The sequence below is a fragment of the Mesorhizobium sp. P3_A8 genome (genome assembly GCF_056402995.1).
Genome location: NZ_JBFUGI010000015.1, coordinates 68019 through 86226, shown reverse-complemented (window position 1 = coordinate 86226; position 18208 = coordinate 68019). Strand labels below are relative to the sequence as shown.

Below are 18208 nucleotides of genomic sequence, written 5' to 3'. Positions count from 1 at the left end.
AGGAATGACCGTCAAAGCCCACCAACCTCTGCAACGCGATCGTTCGACGGCGCTTGGCGCCGTCCCGGTAAGTCCGCGAGCGGAGCGATCAGGCCCGGAAGTCAGCTTCATCATCTGCACGCGCAACCGCGTCGCCGTGCTCGAGCCCTGCATCAAGTCGGTGCAGGCCGCGTGCCGTGCCCATGCCGGCTTCGCGGCCGAGCTCGTGGTCGTCGACAATGGCTCGAGCGACCGCACGGCGGAACGCCTGGCCGGCATCGCCGCTATGTCGGACATCCCATTCACGCCCGTCAGCGAGCCACGCCCCGGATTGGCGGCCGCCCGTAACGCCGGGTTGCGGCGCGCGCGTGGCCGGGTACTGGTCTTCGTCGATGATGATTGCGCGGTCCATAGCGACTATTTGCGAGATCTGGAGCGACACTATGCGTCCGGAGAGCAATGGCTCATCCGGGGAGGCCGTGTCGAGCTGGGCGATCCCAAGGATTTGCCGTTCACGATCAAGCGCTCGCGGGTGCGCGAGCGGCTGACGCCGGATGTTCATCCCGGCGGTTTCGTGTTGGGCTGCAACATGACGATGCACCGCGATGTCGCCGCCCGTATCGGCTATTTCGACGAGCGCTTCGGCGCCGGCGGGCCATTGCGGTCGGCGGAGGATACCGATTACCTGGTTCGGGCGGTGTTGCTCGGCATTCCGGTCGAGTATGTGCCTGACATGACGATCTTCCATCATCATGGCCGGCGCGATCGCAAAGCCATCGAAAAGCTCCACCGCGACTACAGCCTGGGCAATGGCGGGCTCTGCCTGAAACATATTCGGCATGCACCCTGGCTGCTTCGCCATTTCTATTGGGCCGCGAGAGCAGCTTTCCGGGAATTGGCGGGGGGACCTGCGTTCGACCCTGAACTCGACCTGTCGCACTGGCCGATCGTCGGCATGAATGTCCTCGGCGCGGCCAGATTCGCGCTCCTCCTGCTGGCGAGACGGCCGCAGGCCGAGCCGGTGCGGCAGGATCAACAAGCCAATGCCGAGGCACCGCTCTAATGCCATTGCTCCCGCCTAGCCTGCCGATGCTGTTCCGCGCGTTCGGAAAGCGGCAACTGCGCCTGCTTCCGGCCGTGGTGGCTCTCGGTCTGGTCGGCGCCGCGCTTGAAGGGTTCGGCATCGGCCTGATCATCCCGCTGCTGGGCATCATCATGGGACATGGCGATGCAGCGGGAATGGCCGGTTTTTCGGCAATTCTCCAGCACGTCGGAGCAGACCTGAGCGAGCGCGACCGGCTTGTCGCCATTTCGGCCGCCATCCTCGGCTCGATCCTCCTGAAGAATATCTTCGGCTTCGCCAACACGCTGCTGACGACCTTCATCTCCGGCAAGGCCAGCCATTCGATCCGCAGCGCACTGTCGGAGCAGCTTTTGCGGGTCGGCTACCCCTTCTTCCTCAGGCAGAGTCCGGGACGCCTGCTCAACATCATCTCCAACGAATCCTGGCGGGCGGCCGACGCGATCCAGATCATGCTGTCGGCGATCATCAGCGCGTCGGCCGCCATCATCCTCTTGGCTTTCCTGCTCCTGCTTTCGTGGCGCATGACGCTGCTGGTTACGCTCGGACTGGCACTCGTCCAGATCGCGCACGCCATCCTCTCGGCCAATCTGAAAGAGCCGAGCCGCAGCGTCGCTTCGCGCAACGGCCACCTCGCCTCGCAGATGCTGCATCTGGTGCACGCCGGACGCCTGATCCGCATCTTCGGCCAGGAGAGCCGGGAGAAGGCGACATTCGATACCGCGTCCGATGCGGTTCGCCGCGCTTCTTTCGTCCTGCAGGTCCGCCAGGGCGTATTGCCGCCGCTGACGGAATTTCTGCACGCCATGCTGTTCCTGGCGGTGGTGATTGGCGCCTGGCTGGCGCAAGTGAGTTTCCCGCTGATCATCGCCTTCGTCATCCTGCTCTACAGGCTGCAGCCGCATATGCGGGCCCTGCAAGGGTCGTGGAGCCAGCTGCAAGGCCTCAGCGGATCGCTGGAAGAGGTGACATGGATGCTGGACCCCACGGGCAAGCCCAGGCCGCCGCAAGGCGACGGGCCGTTCCACGGTTTGGGCAAGGGCATCAGTTTCGATGAGGTGACGTTCACCTATTCCGGCACGGACCAGCGCGAGGTCGTGCTGCATGCGGCGACATTCGACATCCGCGGCGGCCGCTCGACCGCCCTGATCGGCCGCTCGGGCGCCGGCAAGACGACGATCGTCAATCTTCTGTGCCGCTTCGTGGAACCGGACAGCGGCAGGATCCTCGTCGATGGATCCCGGCTCGACGCGATCGACGCCAGCCAGTGGCGGCGGCACATCGCGCTCGCCAGCCAGGAGTTGGAACTGGTCGATGGCACCATTTTCGAAAACATAGTCTACGGCCAGGACGCGGCGACGCCAAGTGACGCCGAGCGCGCCGCAAGACTGGCCGAAGCCCATGAATTCATCGAACGGCTTCCGCTGGGCTACGAGACACTGGTTGGCTACAGGGGCGTCAATCTGTCGGCGGGACAGAGGCAGCGGATCGCACTGGCCAGGGCGCTGGTGCGCGATCCCGATCTGCTCATCCTCGACGAAGCCACCAACGCCGTCGATGGATTGTCGGAAGCGGCGATCGTCGAGACCCTGAAGTCGAGGGCCGGCCGTCGCACGACCATCGTCATCAGCCACCATCACAGCACCATTTCGTTCTGCGACGATGTGGTGATCCTGAGCGGCGGCCGGGTGAAGAAGCAGGCCCCTTTCGGCGCCCTGGCATCGCTCTCGATGGACGAGCTTTACCAGCACGAGCCGCTCGACTGACAAGGGTTCGGGCAGCGATTCCCGCTGCGGCATCAGTCATTCGAATCAGAGGCCCGGGGACTTGCTGCTGGCACCCTGCGCGATCGCACCAATGCGCCGCGGTACACGGGCGCGCTACTGTTCTCTCGCGGCGGACCTGTCGATCCGCCCGGGCCGGTGCCCATTGGTTTACTCTCCAGATGCGGTTCCGGCCCACCTCCCGGCGTCCCCAGCAAAGCGGAGCCCGGAGGACCAGCCGAAGCGACGTCGCGCAGGCCCGGGAATGACGATGTGAGCTACGTCGCCGTGCGGAGGTTCCTGGGGATACGCCGCCTGCCCGCTGCACGTGCCTTTTCCGCCACCACGCCGGCAATCTCGACCACGCCGCCCTCGCGCTGTCTGCCGTTGGTGGCTTTGTGGAGTCGCTCGTAGGGCAGCAATTCCTTGATCCGGGCATTGAGTGACGCAATCTCGGCTTTGAGGTCGTCGCATTCCTGCCTCTGGACATCGAACTCTATCTGTTCCGACGCCTGTTGCAGCGTTAGCTGCGAGAGATTGGCATTCACTTTCGAAAGGCTCATCTTGTCGTTTTCGTTCTCACGGGTGAGAGCGGACAATCTCTCATCGGCGATTTTCTTTTCGGCCAAGGTGTCGTTCAAGTCAGTCTTGAGCCTGGCGATGTCGCCGGTGGCCTCGGTGTTCTCGTTCGACGCCTGCTCCAGTCGCGATTGCAGGTCCTCGATCTTCGAACGCAACCCGCGCATTTCCGCCTCGCTGCGAGCCAGCTCGGCTTCCCTGTCACCTTCCATCATGCGGGACGCTTCGGTTGTTTCCGACAGCTTCGCCTGTGCCGCCTCGAGCGACTTCTCTAGCCGCATCTGCTCTATCTCGCTCTTGCCGAGCGCGGCCTGCAGGTTCGCAAGCCGTGCTGCCTCGCTGGCATGGATCGTCGAGAGCTCGTCGAGCCGGTGGCGCGCCAGGGATTCCCGCTTCAGCGCCTTGTCGAGATCAAGCGACAGGCTGACATGCTGTTCCCGCAGCATCTTGCTCTCGCGCAGGCGCCTGTTGGCCTGGACCGTTTTGGCAGTCACCTGCTTGGCGATTTCGCCGAACTCCGCGTCGCGTTTTGCGGTCGCATTGGCTGTCTCAACGAGTTCCAGCCTTACCGCGGCAAGCGCTGCACGCAACGCCTCCCGGTCCTGAACCAGGCTTGCCTCGCGCTGCTGCTGCAGGTCGAAAGCGCCTTCGCGCTCGCGCAGCCTTCTCACCGCGTCGTGCAGCTTTTCCGACAGCGTTCTTTGTTCCGCGGCCAGGTCGGCATTTGCCAGCTCCAGCTCATTGGCGCGAAGAATGTCGCTGTGCAGGATGTGGAGGTATTCGCGCGTCAAATGGTGCGAAGTCGCGATCTCCGACAGCTTTCCGGTGATCTCGTCCATATAGTCCCTGGCGTCATGGAAGAGACCTTCGAAGGCACTCAACGCAGCCAGCCGGGTCTGGGTATGGGATGTCTGTCGAGGCCCGGCCTCTAGACTGTTCGTATCGTCCGCACTGTCCGAATTTGCCGCTTCCGCCTCGGGCGGCGAGCCATCAGCTCCTGCCGCCATATTCGGGCCATCGCCGCTCTCTGGCGCCTGGTCCTCGGTGCCGAAATCCGATGCCAGCGCGTCCGCCAGATCGACCTGCAGCTCCTGGAATGTGTTGTCTATCTCTTCAGCACGCTTGATCAAGCCCTTGAAGTTCATGACCGAACTCCCTTTCACAACCCTCTACCCTGTACTTAACGAATTGCTAATATGACCTTACATCCGCTGGCCGCACAGGGGAAGCCCCCCTTGGCGGAAGGCATTTTCAGGACATTCGGGAGCTGGAATGCTGCAGGCAACCATAGCGAGAGCGCGGGAAAACTTGGAGTCATCCCTAGGGGATGTGGCGGGCCGGAGGCGGGCGAGACCCGTGGCTCGCCCCGGCAATATGGCTCGGGCAAAGCCCAAGACGGAGCGGGCTCGGCCTCAAAAAAATTCAGAGGAAACCCGCCGGCACGGCAGGCCCCCTCTCCGACCGCTTCGCGGCCACCTCTCCCCCACATCCGTGGGGGCGAGGAAACCCAAGTCCTGCTAACTCACCCCACCATGGCCAGCGGCACCGCGCTCTTGTTGGGGATCTGGATATCGATCTCCAGCGTCGACATGGTCTCGCCGCGTTCCATCGACACCTGCAGGTAATCCTGGTCGATCTGCACATGCTTGGCGATGACGGCCATGATCTCCTCGCGCAGGATGGAGACGAGGTCGGGCTGGTTGCGGTTGCGGCGCTCATAGGCGAGCAGCACTTGCAGCCGCTCGCGTGCCACCGGCGCGCTGGAGCGCCGCTTGAAGATGTCGAGCAGGTTCATGCCGCCCTCCTTCCCAAAAGACGATCGAGGAAGCCCTTGCGCTCGAAGGGCACGATGACAGGCAATTCCTCGCCCTCGAGCCGCCTTGCGGCTTCGATGTAGGCCTTGGCGGCCGAATTGAGCGGCTCCGACAGCGTCACCGGCGAGCCGAGGTTGGAGGCGCGCAGCACGTCCTGGCTTTCGGGAATGATGCCGAGCAGCGGCACCGAGAGGATTTCCAGCACGTCGTCGATGGACAGCATTTCGCCGCGCGCCGCACGCGCCGCGTCATAACGGGTGACCAGCACATGCTTGGCGATCTGCTCGCCCTGTTCGGCGCGCATGGTGCGGGCGTCGAGCAGGCCAATGATGCGATCGGAATCGCGCACCGACGACACTTCCGGATTGGTGACGATGACCGCCTCGTCGGCAAAGCGCATGGCGAGCTGCGCGCCGCGCTCGATGCCGGCCGGGCTGTCGCAGAACACGTAGTCGAACACCGAGCGCAGCTTGTCGATGACTTCGCCGACGCCCTCCTCGGTCAGCGCATCCTTGTCGCGCGTTTGCGAGGCCGGCAGCAGGAACAGCGTGTCGACCCGCTTGTCGCGGATCAGCGCCTGCGACAGCTTTGCCGTGCCCTGGATGACATTGACGAGGTCGAACACGACGCGCCGCTCGGCGCCCATGATCAGGTCGAGATTGCGCAGGCCGACGTCGAAATCGACCAGCGCCACCTTCTTGCCGGTCTTGGCCACGGCCGCTCCAAGTGCAGCCGTCGAGGTGGTCTTGCCGACGCCCCCCTTGCCCGAAGTGACCACCACTACCTTGCCCATTGAAAAGCCTCCGTTGTTGTTCGTTTTGTTGTCCCGGCCGCCCTGACGGCCTTATTCAGTCAGCCGCTTCAGCTCCCAAGCCGCTTCAGCTCAGTGTCTCGACGCGCAGGCCGTCGCCGTCGAGGAAGGCCTGCACCGGCTTGCCGCGCGACACCCCTTCCATCTCCTCGGCGGTGATGTACCAGCCGTCGACCGACAAAAGCTCGGCCTCGTTGCGGCGGCAGAAGATGCGTGCGCTGGTGTTGCCCAGCGCCCCTGCCGAAGCGCGCCCGCGCAGCGTGCCGTAGACATGGATCGAACCGGCGGCGACGATCTCCGAACCGGACGCGACCGAGCCCAGCACGATGACATCGCCATGCGCATGCATGATCGCCTGGCCGGAACGGATCGGCGCCTTGATCATCAGCGTGCCCGAATCGTAGTGCGAAACCTGCGGCTCGCTTTCCCCGGTCTTGCTTGCGCCAGCCTTGCCCTTCGCAGCGATGCCGGCGTCCGCACGGCCGTCCATGCGGTGGTCCGGCGCCCTGCCCTCGGTCTTGCCCTCCGATGTGCCGGAAACCTCTTGCCCACCCTTGCGGCCAGGCAGCAGCCCATCCGTCGTCGCCTCCTTGGCGCCGACCAGCAAAGGCGGCAGTTCGGGGCCGAGCACAGCCCCGTCAAGCTCGATGGCATAGATGCGAATGCCGCGCGTACCAAGCTCCGCCACCAGCGCCGCGATCTCGCTCGGCTGCGGCTTCAGCACATTCAGATCCAGCAGCACCGGCCGCCCGGCAAAATAGCCCGGCGAATTGCCGATCCAGTGATCCAGCCCCTGCAGCCACTCCGCCATGGGCGCTTCCGGGGTCAAGGTGAAAGCGACGAAAGAGCGGGCACGAAAGCGAATGGATTTGGCCTCGAGGGGAGCGGCAAAGGTCACGGCTGGCGAATCCTTACTGAGAGGTAAACGCTAGCGAGGGAATGGTTAACGAATGGTTAATGGGAGGGTGGGTGCAGGAGCGTTGAAATTAAGGTTGCTGACAGAGCCCTGCCGACCTTTGCGGCGAGTGAGCCGGCTGCGCATTCGGTAGCCTCAACGCCACTGGCATAAAACCGCAAGTGCGACGAATGGCCAGCGCCTGTTGTCAAAAATAGTCGTGTGTAACGCACTGCCCAATACTTGTGCAAATTCATGCACTACGTAATGGTGCCGGCGGGTGGATTTATTGAAAGAGTGGGGGACTAGTGAAACGCGTTGTTTTGACAATATCGGTGTTGGCCGGCCTAGCAGGCTGCGCCACACCGCCGGAGAGGATTTCGGGAATTCCAAATTCCGGCCCCTGCACACAGGCTGATAGGGAGCGCCTCGCCGTCATATCCAACCAGCAGAACAAGGCTGCGACTGGAGATGCGTTAGGAGTGTTCTTGATTGGTGTGCCGGTGGCGTCGATGTCGGGAGGTGATCATGAGGCCGAGATCGCGGTGCTTAAGGGACGGTGTGGTCCGCCAAGAACTTAATGGCTACCCAGACACTTCACGCCAGGCGCTGATGTTGCATGGATCCCACCTGAAGGGAGCGAGATAATGGATATCGCATCTGGATTGGCGTTGCTTGCCCAAGCGACGGGCATAGTGAAAGACCTTAGGGAGATTGACAAAGGCTTCAACGTGGCCGCCCTGAAGTCGCAGATGGCTGACCTCTACGGCACGCTCGCAGATGTTAAGATTGCACTATCCGATGCTCGCGAAACAATCCATGATCGAGATCAAAAGATCAAAGATCTGGAAGAAAAGATAGCGTCGCTCACCTCAGGCGAAGCATGTCCGATATGCGATACCGGACGAATGAAAGTAATTTCTTCTCACGCGCACCCCTTTCTCGGGCCGGCGGGGATGCAGGAGCGAACCATAAGGTGCAGCAGCTGCGGCCACACGGAAGATCGCTTGCACGATCCGAACGGTCCACCAAGGCGTTAATATTCTTGGCGCTCGTGCTACGAAATCTAGGTACTTGTCCGCCATGATGGCGCCCCGACGACGGGGCCTCGCACTTTCTTCGCCTTTGGGCGCTTAGCTGACTTCTTTTCGTCTGCCACATACACCTTCACGGACTTTGCCACCGGGCGGCTCACGTCTAGCACGAACAGTTTTGTCCTCCCGTCAATTGGTCGCGGCGACAGTTCAGCCAGGAGCCGCAACATATCGGCCGCGCTTTCTGGGACCGCCTTACCAGCAAGCCTTGGGGGATTATAGTGAGCAAGTCTGCCGAACCAGACGACCAAAAAGATGCCGCGACCCTCTGCGCGATACTCGCGCACATAGTTGTCTTCTAGCTGCTGACAAGCGGCTGTCCAGACCTGAGTATGCCACTGCCCTTTAACTTCGATGGGTATGTCCATGGTGCCCGAGATACACAGCACGTCGCACCTCGTATTGTGGGGCATCGTAGATTCCGGAAGCGACCTTACCCCACGACGTTCCAGCCGATGGTGGATACCATCGATAATTCTGTCGCGGCAGTAGTTCTCCTCTTGCGGTCTTGACCCACTCCAGAATGGCTCTGCAGCTTGTGTGGTTCCGTCTTGTATCTCTCGCTGAAGCATCTCCAACTCATCCATAATGAACGCTTGTAGGTCGTCGATTGTACCAGGCGGACCACTCTGCAAAACGCTCCGTACGTCCTCCAGCGTTCGCGCCCCCCAAGATAACTCAGCAAGTATACGATCTTGAATTGCGGCGACATGCAGTGCCTCGTCCTTGTGATTACCTAGCCTCCCTTCAGAAATCATGTTTAGCAAAGTAGTATTCGCCTCGTTGGTAGGTATAGATCCCAGCCTCTTGATGAGAGATGCGATGTACTGGCCGCCATCATAGTCTGATTGGCTGCCCCACCTAGCACTTGGCATTTCTGCAAGAGGAAATAATAGCCCAAAGCGATCGATTAGGAACGTCAGCCGGGCCATGTCACCGATCGGTTGGACCTCAACCTCATATCGTTCCCGCCGATCAACATGCTGAAATGGCCAGAGGTGCTCCCTTTTCTCTATTGCAAATCGCTCAAGCTCTGAGCGAAAGCGCTCAAAATCGAGAGCAAACGCTGCCCCGTACCACAGTGCACGGTGTTCCTCAGTCGGCCACACTCCGGCCTTCAAGCGTTCGGCAATCAATTCCGTCAAAATGGCCTTGTCACCTCGCCCAATGGCGGCGTCTAAAATGTATCCGAGAATTTCGGCGGAGACCTCGGGAAAGCGCCCAAGCCAATCTACACTGAGGCGCCCGGCAAGCTCGGCATAATCGTTCTCGTGCATGACACGGTAGATGCCTGAGATCACATCCTTTTTTGCTTCCAGTAACGGCTCTAGGTCATCCCGGACGAAGCCTTCGAGATTCTGCGGCGTATCAAAGACTAAGGCTCGCAGCTTCGCTTCAAGGTCGGGAATGTGTTCCGATTCACTTGAAAATAGTCCCCAATCCAGGCCAGCAAGAGCACATTCAAGAAACGGGCGTGGAAGTGTCGCCAAGTCTCCACCCTCCGCCAGATGCAGGGCGCAGCTAGCAACAGATATTAGTTCGAGAAAATATGTCTTGCCTTCTTGCGCATTGAGTTCGGCACCAGCGCGCACGGTGGGAATATCACTACGGCTCCGCACGACCCGAAGTCCCGCCAGCGCAACGTCAACATTGGATTGGCCGACCATTTGGGCCAATCGAGTCAGAGGGGTTGCGGCTTTGTCGAGCTCTGGAAACCAGCCAAAGTAGGCGTTAGCGATAGCGTCTAGGCTGTAGAGATCTTGGCCCGAGGCGATTTCGTCGCTTGCCTTAGAGAACGCACGCCAACGACTCTTCGTCGCCTTTTCATCCTCAGCTACTCGCGTTTTTTCATCTTCGCGCTGTTCTCTCTGCCATTCAGGCTCAGGCTGATTATCCAGCTGTTCGACAAGGGACTTCAACTCTGGAACGTCATTAGCGATTGAGCGGGCATGGGCAGCCGCAATTCCCGTCGCGCTTGAAGTCTGTGCCCATTGAAAAAGATAGTGCCAACGCTCGGCCCAATCTTTCGGCCTCCTTTCACTGACTAAAAGGTCATCCATATGCACAATGAGGTCATCGTCCCGAAACGCTATCCCACGAGCTATTCGGGTCAGCTTAAAACCTACAGACCATATATCAGAGGCGGCCTTAGCCTCTTCTAGTGCGATGATCTGCAATTGCCTCCGAAATTCATTCCGTTGACCAAAATATTCGCTTGAATAAATATGCCATTGCTCATGCCGATAGGAGCGTCCATCGGTATTCTTTAGCCATCTCCAAAGTTCTTTTGCGCTAATTTTAGCGCCAGCACGAAGGTATGATTCAACAGCCTCAAGAATATTGTCCTCGACTTCACGAGAAAATTCTCTTGGTGCACGCCGACCTTCAGTAAGGATCGGCGCAACGACGTCTAGGAACTCAATTAACTGCGGCGGCGTCATACCCCGCAAGAGTCGGTAGCCTACCCCCACAATTTTGTGGTTACCTTGCGACCTGTGATAAGCAACCATCGCCTGGGCAATTCGTGTGCCCGAGAACACAGATGGCCGATCATCCATCGTTTCGAGCGCCAGTCGCGTAGACGAGATGTCGTCGAGAGCACGCAAGTCGTCAACGAGTGCGATTACAAATGTATCGTCGCTACCTTCCGCTGCTGCCTCCGCTGCCCGCAGTCGCTCGACATACGTCTCACTATTGTCAAGGGCTAGTGCGCGAAGTTGGTCTCGTATCCGGCTGGCTAACGCTGTCCCCTTTACACTCTCAAGGATGACTGTAGTTAGCTGGTACGAGGCATCCTTGTCGGCGATCAGCGTAACAATCTCGTCCTTCAACGAATCCCTAGCCAAGGATCGCCCTATGTCCAGATTCCAGTCCTCGCTACGGAAAAGTGGATCTGAGCGAGCGATTGTTGGCAGTGCACGAAGAAGCCGCTTAATCTGATCGTCAGCCAGCGACCCCGCATCACCGTATCTGAGGACGCCGTATGGGTCCGCATCGATGAACCTCTCAGAGTCGCTGGCATCCAGAACAGCGAGCCACGCATGGATGCCACGCAATGATGTAGGGACGGTTTTTGAACCCGCAGCGTAGAGTAGAGATTCCAGACGGCGAAGTGAGACACCGTCAGCAAGAGCACTAGCCAGCCACCGTGCCGCCAAATACTCAGCCACCGTGCGGTGGCAGGGTTCCAATGTCTGAGCCGATGAAACCCGCATCAGCGCTGAGCCCATAGCAGCTTCGATTTCTTCTGCGGTTACATGGTCGCCCTGCAGATCAGCGGGGCGAGGATAGAGGTCATCTAGCTGCCCGTCAGTTGCGACCCCCCGTTTTCCGGACAACAGTATCTGTGCGAATACGAAGCCTGCCGCTTTCATGATCCGTTCGCTGCTTGGCCGATTCGGTCGCAGCGACTGGTGCTGGGGATTGGCTTCGCGCGTTAGGCGCAGGCAAGCGCTTTCGTACAGTTCACGTCGTGTTTTCGGCCATCCAATTTCCGCAATGGCCTCCAACAGCAGAAGAAGTGACTGAGGATTTCGAGCTAGTTCTGTGGCCTTGTGCTCGTCAGCTTGCGCCACGAACTTCGCGCCATTTTCTTTACCCGACGAGAATACCTCCACCATCGAGGCCATTTCATCATCGCTCAGCGGCTGCAGTTGTCCAATGACCGGTTTGGTGTTGAAACGACGGACGATCTTCACTTCCGAAGTGGCATTCTGCCAATCCATGGCCCGGCAGGTGAGCACGAAGTCCTCCACCTTGTCTTCGAGCAAGCGGTTTAGAATAGCAGTTATGGGATCTTTGGCGCCATTCGCGAGTACCTCATCGACGCCGTCGACAATGACAGTCTCGTAACTGAGTTGCTCGATGGGAGCATTTGACGCCAATAGCTCGGCATGGATTGAATGCCCTGCCGAAAGCCTTTGAATTTCGGTCGCGGTGTCCGACTTTCCCGCACCCGGCTCGCCTAGAAGAATACGTGGAGTACGAATGCTGGCGAATTCCGCCTCAGTATGCTCGATAGCCGTACCGTTTTCTTGCGTGATTAGTATACGTCGCGGAACATACGCCATTCTTCAGCTTAGCCCTGACGTGAAGTAAACGTCCAGCGCTACACGGTTGTCATCGGGCACTTTCGTGATAGCTAGCGCCGAGCGGAGTTGCCGCTGCCGCCATCGATCCATGCCTCGTCGATAAATGCGCCTTTCTTATCAATTATTTATGGCAGCCCCCCTCAATGCCGCTTGAAATACTGCACCTCCCGCTCATGCTTCTCCGCCGCCTCACGCGTCTCGGCGCGCACGGCTAGCGCTTCGACCTCAAGCACGTCGACGCTGGCGATCTCGTGCGGCAGCGCGTCGTGGGCCGTCAGCGGTAGTGCGGCCTCCCTGTCGATCTCCATCGCGGCCCATTGGCGCTCGCGAAAAGCGGACACCCGATACCAAAGTGAACGCGTGCCTCAGTGCCGCTGCGCTGGCGATCTAAAAAAAGTTGAGATGCGATGTCGGATCTACGCGCAGTCAACCGTCTTAAAGCAGACGCCTGGACTGGCATCTCGACAACCAAAGGAACGATCGATGAGCAAGAAGATTTTCGTGAGCCTGCCGGTGAGCGACGTGAAGGCATCCATGGCGTTCTATGAAGCGCTCGGATTCAAGAACAATCCCAGCTTCACCAGTGAGGCGGCTGCGGGGATGGTGTGGAGCGACCACATCAATTTCATGCTGCTTAGCCGTGAAAAATGGCAGACCATGACCACGCGCCCCATCCCGCCATCAACGTCCAGCGAGGTCATGCTGGCGCTGTCCCTGGACAGCCGCGAGGCGGTCGATGCGATGGCCGCCGCTGCTGCCGCGAACGGTGGCACCGCCGACATCAATCCAATCGAAGATCATGGCTTCATGTATACACGCGACCTCGCTGATCCCGATGGCCATGCCGTGGGCGCGATGTGGATGGATTTTTCCGCAATGCCTTCCGGCGACAAGGCGGAGGAAGGGCGTAGCCTGCAGTCTTAGAGAATTGGAGGTGCGGCTGAACACCAGCTGCGTTCGCACCCGCAACAAGGAGATTGTCTTGACAGGGGCCGAGAGCCGACCCTCCGCGTTAGGCGTACTGTCTGAGATTGCAGCGCCGGGCGGACTTCGTTGCGTATTGTGGCAGGGTATCCGGCCACACATAGCTTTTGTGCCGGGATTCCGATCACATCAGGGATTTTTGCCAGCTGCCGGAACCGCTTGTTGATGGCGAAGTTCAACTCCTATCAACACAGGAGTGACTCGCCGTGAACACCTTAGACACAGACAACCTTTCGGGATCAGGAATCGCCAACGAGAACGGCTGGCAGGGCAGTGCGGGCACTGAACGTGCCGGCGACAGCAAGGAAGCGCTCGGCAAGTTGAAGACGAGTGCGGCAGAAACCGCCGCGCATCTGAAAGATGCGGCGGCTTCAGTTTCGAGCGACGCCAAGGACTATGCCGGGTCTGTGGCATCCAATGCCGCCGGCGCCTTCAAGGACGCCGTCGAGTCCAACAAGACCGCAGGCGCCGATGCGATCGCCAACATCGCCCATTCCGTGAAGGACGCGGCCGACGGCATCGAGAAGCAATCGCCCCAGGTTGCAAGCATGGTGCGCAATGCTGCCGAAGGCGTCGAGCGGATCTCGACCGATATCAGGGACCGCAATGTCGGCGAATTGCTCGATTCCGTCACCAAGTTCGCGCAACGCCAGCCGGCCGCCTTTTTCGGCGTCGGCATCCTCGCCGGCGTCGTGCTGACGCGGATCATGCGAAGCTCCGATCGGTCCTGAGAAGGATCACGCGCATGGATGACGGAATGGATCACCGGCCATTCGGGAGCGTGCTCAGCGAAGCTGTAAGTCAATTCGCTTCGTTGATGCGCCTCGATCTTCGCCTGCTCGAAGCGGAAATGCGGGCCAAGACCACGACGATCGTGTCGTCGGGCGCATGCGGCGTGGCTGCCGGCATGTTCTTTGTCCTGGCAGCATTCGCCCTGGTTCAGTTCCTCATCCTTGCGATGATCCATTTTGGGGTCGGCGCGATGTTCGCCTGCCTGATCGTCGGCGCCGTTCTGATCGCCGCAGGGATGCTATCTCTTCATTTGGCCAGGCGCGCGCTGATCGGATGGACCATCACGCCCGTAGAAACCGTCAACCAGGTGCGGACAGACCTCGCAGCCTTGAAGCAGGGCATACGCTATGGCTCAACCCAGCAATGAGATCCGGGATATCCTGGTGCAAAGCCACGCCGAACGGCAAGCGCTGTTTGGGCCGGTCAGCGAGTTGAGCCGCAGGCTCCAACCCAGGCATCTGGTGCAAACCTCCACGCACTACGCCAAACAGAAGGTGATCGGGGTCCTTGGTGGCGTCTCGGATGCCGTCAAGGAGAATGGCGGCACTGCGGCCGCTGTCGCCCTGGGCGCCGTCGCTGTCTTCGATGCCGGCAGGAGAAGCGCTGGCGGCAATGTCCCCGCCGGAAGTGCGGGCGCGGACATTGAAACACTTACCAGCGGCGGGCATGCCGATGCTGGACCAAGCCGTTACCACGCACTTCCGCGAAGTGCCGTGTCAAACCTGGAGCGAGCAAAGGTCATAGCCGGCTCCGCAGGAGGGCTCTTTCTCGGCCATCTCATCGGCCGGGCTTTTCAACCAACAGCCAAAGAGCAGGCGCTGTTCGGCAAGGCCGCCGACGAAGTCCGGGACGTGGCGGCCAGATTCGTCAGCGAGCATAAGCGCGGCGCTAAACTTGCGGCGGCGGAGTCCTTTGGCTTTGCCCGGTATAGCGCCGCCTTCTTGGCTGTCTTGGCGTTGGCGAGCGACTATTTTGTCCGCAATGAAGGCGTGCGCAATCCGCCCGACGCGTGATTGCGGCGCGAAGAGGTGAGAGGCTCTATTGCGCGGCAACGACAACGAAACCGCGGGTCTTGTTGTCGTTGTCGCTGTCGGTGGTGTTCATGGCCGTGAAGAGGTCGCTCGCCGAGACCCAGACAGGTGGATATTTATAGCGCGCGACGTCGAGGATCAGGAACCGATCCGACTTGGAATCGTAGGCTGCAAGCGGCGATATATGACCGCCCTTTTCCTGGCCCATCGCCTTACGCAGATAATTGACGATGACGAAGCGCCCCTTGTCGCCGAGCGCCGCTCGCGCCATTTTCCGGAACTCGTCCAGCGACGTATCCGTGGCGTGATGGACGGAAGCCGAGACTCCCTTCGTTGCGAGGATGCCGCCAATCTGGTCGAGCGTCATGCCGATCTCCGCCAGCGTGGCGCGGGGCAGCACCGTGTCGGTCTTTTCATCCAAAACGTTGTCCTGGGTGAACGTGCGGTAGGGCTGGTATTCCGCCACCTCGGGCGCCGGCACGCCAAGCGAGTTGAGTACCATCACGATGCTCGCCACGCCGCAGAACGACTGCGTTTTCTGGGTCAGGAAATTGCTGGCGAGAGCAAAATAGGCTTCGCGGGCGTCACTCTCGACGAGATAGGCTTCTCCCTGATCGGTGTCGAACCCGGTCAAATTGTCGGGAAGCCGCAGCGTCTCGGCCGGCGCCGATGACAGCGAAAGTGCAAAACAGCACGCGGCAAGTGCATACCGGAGATGTCGCACAACCATGGAAGGTCTCCCAAACGGTGCACGACTATCGCACATGACAGGGAGTAAGTGAACGGCCGCGCGCCAGACCTCTTCCTCGGTACGGCGCGCATCCCCTCAGGGGAAAGAACGTCCTCGCTCCGTCGAAAACGGCCGAGCGCCTTCTCGGCTTTCAAAACGGATGCACGACCCAACGACACAGGCTATGTTGCCCCGTCTGGCCGAGGTCATCGAAGGGGACATGACATGCAGGCAATGCCGATAGCGCATCAAGCCGCGCAACCCGTGGCCGGCCCCATATCCTCCCTGGCCGGCTATCCGGCCGCCGTCCTGTGCTGGCTGCTTTCGGCCGGTGTTTATATCGCGGCCAAATGGGTGGCGCCTGAAATGCCGCCCTGGGGCCTCTGCTTCTGGCGGCTGACGCTTGCCTGCGCCATCCTGCTGCCGATCGTGCACCGCCATCACGAGGCGATGATCGGGCTTTTGCGAACGCGCGCCGTGGAGGTCGTCGCCGTGGGGGCGATCGGCCTCACGCTGTGCCAGGGCATGATCTACCATGGCCTCAACCACACCGACGCCACCACGGCCGGCATCATCATGGCGCTGTCGCCTGTCATGACGATGGTGCTCGCCCGTTTCGTGCTCGGCGAGCCGCTCGGGCTGTGGAAGTCGCTTGGCGCGCTGGTTGCGCTTGCCGGGATGATTTTCATCGTTGCCCACGGCAATTTGACGGCGCTGCTGCAACTCAAGGTCAACGCCGGCGAGTTGTGGATCGTCGGCAGCGCGTTCTGCTGGGGCCTCTACACCGTGCTTTTGCGCCGTGCCAAATTCGGCATCGAACTCCTGCCGATGGTCGTGCTGCTGCTCGGCGCCGGTGCGCTGGTCGCCTTGCCTTTCCATCTGTGGGAATTGTTCAACGACGAACGCTCCGCCATGAACGTCCACAGCCTTCTCGCCCTCGCCTATCTGGCGGGTCCCGGCGGCGCCTTGATGTACTATCTCTACAACAAAAGCGTGGAAACGCTCGGCGCCAGCCGGGCAAGCATGCTGCTCTATTTGCAGACGGTGTTCGTGGCTGTGCTCGCCTACCTGCTGCTCGGCGAGGGCTTGCACGATTACGATCTGGTCGGTGCTGCCTTCATCGTCGCCGGCATCGTCCTCGCCACCGTGGTCAAACCAGCTCAACCACGCGTGGTGTAGAAATCTTGCGAGTGCGGGTACCCGGTCGCAGTAGCGTGTGGTGCGTCACCATCGCGACAGTCAAAGGCACCCCCTCAATGCCGCTTGAAATACTGCACCTCGCGCTCATGCTTCTCCGCCGCTTCGCGCGTCTCAAACGTGCCGAGATTCCGCCTCTTCCCGGTCTTCTCATCCTTCTTGCGCGAATAAAGCCGGTATTTGCCGTCCTTGAGTTTGCGGATCATCTCGCTCTCCCTCGCTAGGGTCGATCAGGATTTCCGCCTGGCCTTGAGGCTGCGGGCGGCCTGTTCGGTGGCGGCGCGGTCGGCGCCCAGGCGGTCGACCAGCGCTTGCGCCTCGTCGCCCGATATGCCGGTGCGCACGGCCAGCGCTTCGACCTCCAGCACATCAGTGCTGGCGATCTCGCGTGTTTCCGGCAGCGCGTCGTCGGCCGTCAGCGGCAGAGCGGCTTCCCGGTCGATCTCCATCGCGGCCTGGTGCCAGTGGCGATCATGGTCGCCATGAGCGCCGCCTTCTCGCTGCCAGATGGCGTAGGCGCGGTCACGGATTTTGTCGTTGCGGTCGTCGGTCATGGTGGTTCTCCCTTGGTGTGGGAGATGAACGCCGCGCCGCCGCGAATGATCCAAAAAATTTACGTGATCGCTGGTCCAGGTGGAATTGCTGGATGGCCGGGAGGACGCGAGGCGCCAGCCGGGCGCAAAATGATCCAGGCGGCGGGATCTGCCCGCCGCCTGGATGCCGACCGTGGTGGCCGATGTTAGTGGCCCCAGATGCCCTGGCCATAACCCGGTGCAGGCATGCCGGAGGTCGCATTTGCCTCGGCCGCGCTGTCGGTGATGCTCTTGGTGACGCTGTGGTCGACCGCGCCGCCGGACATCATCCAATGGGTGGTGGTCGGGTAGCTGCTGGCGGCGGGGACGAAGTCCGAGCCGAAATGGTCGCTGCCGGCAAAGGCCATGCCGGAGGCAAACAGGAACGCAGCAGTAGCCAAAATGATCTTCTTCATTTCAAGTCTCCATCTTTCAAAAGTGACATCGACCTCGACGCGCCGCCCGCATCGCATTCGTGAGGCTGTCTGTTCATGCTCTCGGGCGAAACCGGCCAACCGCGACCCTCACTGGATCTTTGCGGCTGCAGGTTTCAGCGCACGACCGTCTCTCGGTTCGTTGTTGCGCTGTTGGCGGCTTCAATAAGGGGCTGGTGTTTGTGCCAACGTGGGAATGGGCGTGGTAAGAACCGCCCGAGGAGTGGGATTTTGCGTGGAATGCGGCCGGGAGACGCGGCGAAAGCCGGTCGGGAGGGCCTGCAGCGGCCCTCAAACCGGCGGCCTCACCGGCAATTGGTCTCTACCGCAGGCAGCGCCATCTCCTGATGTCGCACCGCCG

At 60.7% G+C, this 18208-nt stretch carries 18 protein-coding genes; 8 read left to right on the top strand and 10 right to left on the bottom strand.

Translation table 11 applies throughout. From position 1 onward, the window contains the following. The first annotated feature begins 4 nt into the window (after positions 1 to 4). Both AC1DX4_RS29480 and AC1DX4_RS29475 read left to right on the top strand, forming a co-directional pair. On the top strand, positions 5 to 1042 hold the full coding sequence (locus tag AC1DX4_RS29480) for a glycosyltransferase family 2 protein (protein WP_477223657.1): 1038 nt from the start codon (positions 5 to 7) through the stop codon (positions 1040 to 1042). After that, positions 1042 to 2826: an ABC transporter ATP-binding protein gene (locus tag AC1DX4_RS29475; protein WP_477223656.1), complete on the top strand. Its 1785-nt coding sequence runs from the start codon at positions 1042 to 1044 to the stop codon at positions 2824 to 2826. Before AC1DX4_RS29480 ends, AC1DX4_RS29475 begins: the two co-directional genes overlap by 1 nt. 275 nt (positions 2827 to 3101) lie before the next feature. Here AC1DX4_RS29475 and AC1DX4_RS29470 read toward each other — a convergent pair whose 3' ends face one another. The 4 genes from AC1DX4_RS29470 to minC form a co-directional block, all read right to left on the bottom strand. Next, a complete protein-coding gene (locus tag AC1DX4_RS29470) occupies positions 3102 to 4547 on the bottom strand; it encodes a coiled-coil domain-containing protein (protein WP_477223655.1) in 1446 nt (481 codons plus the stop codon). A gap of 377 nt (positions 4548 to 4924) precedes the next feature. Next, complete coding sequence (minE, locus tag AC1DX4_RS29465; RefSeq protein WP_477223654.1) at positions 4925 to 5197, bottom strand: cell division topological specificity factor MinE; 273 nt, start codon at positions 5195 to 5197, stop codon at positions 4925 to 4927. Further along, on the bottom strand, positions 5194 to 6009 hold the full coding sequence (gene minD, locus AC1DX4_RS29460) for a septum site-determining protein MinD (RefSeq protein ID WP_477223653.1): 816 nt from the start codon (positions 6007 to 6009) through the stop codon (positions 5194 to 5196). Before minD ends, minE begins: the two co-directional genes overlap by 4 nt. An 85-nt stretch (positions 6010 to 6094) precedes the next feature. Next, entirely contained in the window at positions 6095 to 6925 is an 831-nt protein-coding gene (minC, locus tag AC1DX4_RS29455) for a septum site-determining protein MinC (RefSeq protein ID WP_477223652.1), read from the bottom strand. Positions 6926 to 7569: 644 nt separating this feature from the next. Between minC and AC1DX4_RS29450 the strand changes: the two genes are divergently transcribed. Further along, positions 7570 to 7962: a hypothetical protein gene (locus tag AC1DX4_RS29450; protein WP_477223651.1), complete on the top strand. Its 393-nt coding sequence runs from the start codon at positions 7570 to 7572 to the stop codon at positions 7960 to 7962. 26 nt (positions 7963 to 7988) lie between these two features. Here AC1DX4_RS29450 and AC1DX4_RS29445 read toward each other — a convergent pair whose 3' ends face one another. Beyond that, complete coding sequence (locus AC1DX4_RS29445; RefSeq protein WP_477223650.1) at positions 7989 to 12086, bottom strand: NACHT domain-containing protein; 4098 nt, start codon at positions 12084 to 12086, stop codon at positions 7989 to 7991. A gap of 161 nt (positions 12087 to 12247) precedes the next feature. After that, positions 12248 to 12415 (bottom strand): hypothetical protein, encoded by a 168-nt coding sequence (locus tag AC1DX4_RS29440; protein WP_477223649.1) that lies wholly within the window; start codon positions 12413 to 12415, stop codon positions 12248 to 12250. Between the two features lie 175 nt (positions 12416 to 12590). On the opposite strand from AC1DX4_RS29440, the gene AC1DX4_RS29435 reads away from it, so the two are divergent. The 4 genes from AC1DX4_RS29435 to AC1DX4_RS29420 all read left to right on the top strand — a co-directional run bounded on the left by AC1DX4_RS29435 (position 12591) and on the right by AC1DX4_RS29420 (position 14896). Beyond that, a complete protein-coding gene (locus AC1DX4_RS29435) occupies positions 12591 to 13031 on the top strand; it encodes a VOC family protein (protein WP_477223648.1) in 441 nt (146 codons plus the stop codon). Positions 13032 to 13297: 266 nt separating this feature from the next. Beyond that, positions 13298 to 13822, top strand: coding sequence for a hypothetical protein (locus AC1DX4_RS29430; protein ID WP_477223647.1), 525 nt, complete (start codon positions 13298 to 13300; stop codon positions 13820 to 13822). 14 nt (positions 13823 to 13836) lie between these two features. Next, the gene (locus AC1DX4_RS29425) at positions 13837 to 14250 is read left to right on the top strand and encodes a phage holin family protein (RefSeq protein ID WP_477223646.1); all 414 of its coding nucleotides are present in this window, start codon (positions 13837 to 13839) and stop codon (positions 14248 to 14250) included. Next, on the top strand, positions 14231 to 14896 hold the full coding sequence (locus AC1DX4_RS29420) for a hypothetical protein (protein WP_477223645.1): 666 nt from the start codon (positions 14231 to 14233) through the stop codon (positions 14894 to 14896). Before AC1DX4_RS29425 ends, AC1DX4_RS29420 begins: the two co-directional genes overlap by 20 nt. A 25-nt stretch (positions 14897 to 14921) precedes the next feature. Here the strand turns inward: AC1DX4_RS29420 and AC1DX4_RS29415 are convergent, their stop codons facing one another. After that, positions 14922 to 15644: a phytochelatin synthase family protein gene (locus AC1DX4_RS29415; protein WP_477223644.1), complete on the bottom strand. Its 723-nt coding sequence runs from the start codon at positions 15642 to 15644 to the stop codon at positions 14922 to 14924. Between the two features lie 225 nt (positions 15645 to 15869). Here AC1DX4_RS29415 and AC1DX4_RS29410 point away from each other — a divergent pair, with 225 nt between their 5' ends. Next, complete coding sequence (locus AC1DX4_RS29410) at positions 15870 to 16823, top strand: DMT family transporter (protein WP_477223643.1); 954 nt, start codon at positions 15870 to 15872, stop codon at positions 16821 to 16823. A 74-nt stretch (positions 16824 to 16897) separates the two neighbouring features. Here AC1DX4_RS29410 and AC1DX4_RS29405 read toward each other — a convergent pair whose 3' ends face one another. The 3 genes from AC1DX4_RS29405 to AC1DX4_RS29395 all read right to left on the bottom strand — a co-directional run bounded on the left by AC1DX4_RS29405 (position 16898) and on the right by AC1DX4_RS29395 (position 17829). After that, a complete protein-coding gene (locus tag AC1DX4_RS29405) occupies positions 16898 to 17047 on the bottom strand; it encodes a hypothetical protein (RefSeq protein ID WP_013894378.1) in 150 nt (49 codons plus the stop codon). Between the two features lie 24 nt (positions 17048 to 17071). Continuing rightward, complete coding sequence (locus AC1DX4_RS29400) at positions 17072 to 17395, bottom strand: DUF2934 domain-containing protein (RefSeq protein WP_477223642.1); 324 nt, start codon at positions 17393 to 17395, stop codon at positions 17072 to 17074. 185 nt (positions 17396 to 17580) lie between these two features. Next, the gene (locus AC1DX4_RS29395; protein WP_477223641.1) at positions 17581 to 17829 is read right to left on the bottom strand and encodes a hypothetical protein; all 249 of its coding nucleotides are present in this window, start codon (positions 17827 to 17829) and stop codon (positions 17581 to 17583) included. Between the last annotated feature and the right edge of the window lie 379 nt (positions 17830 to 18208).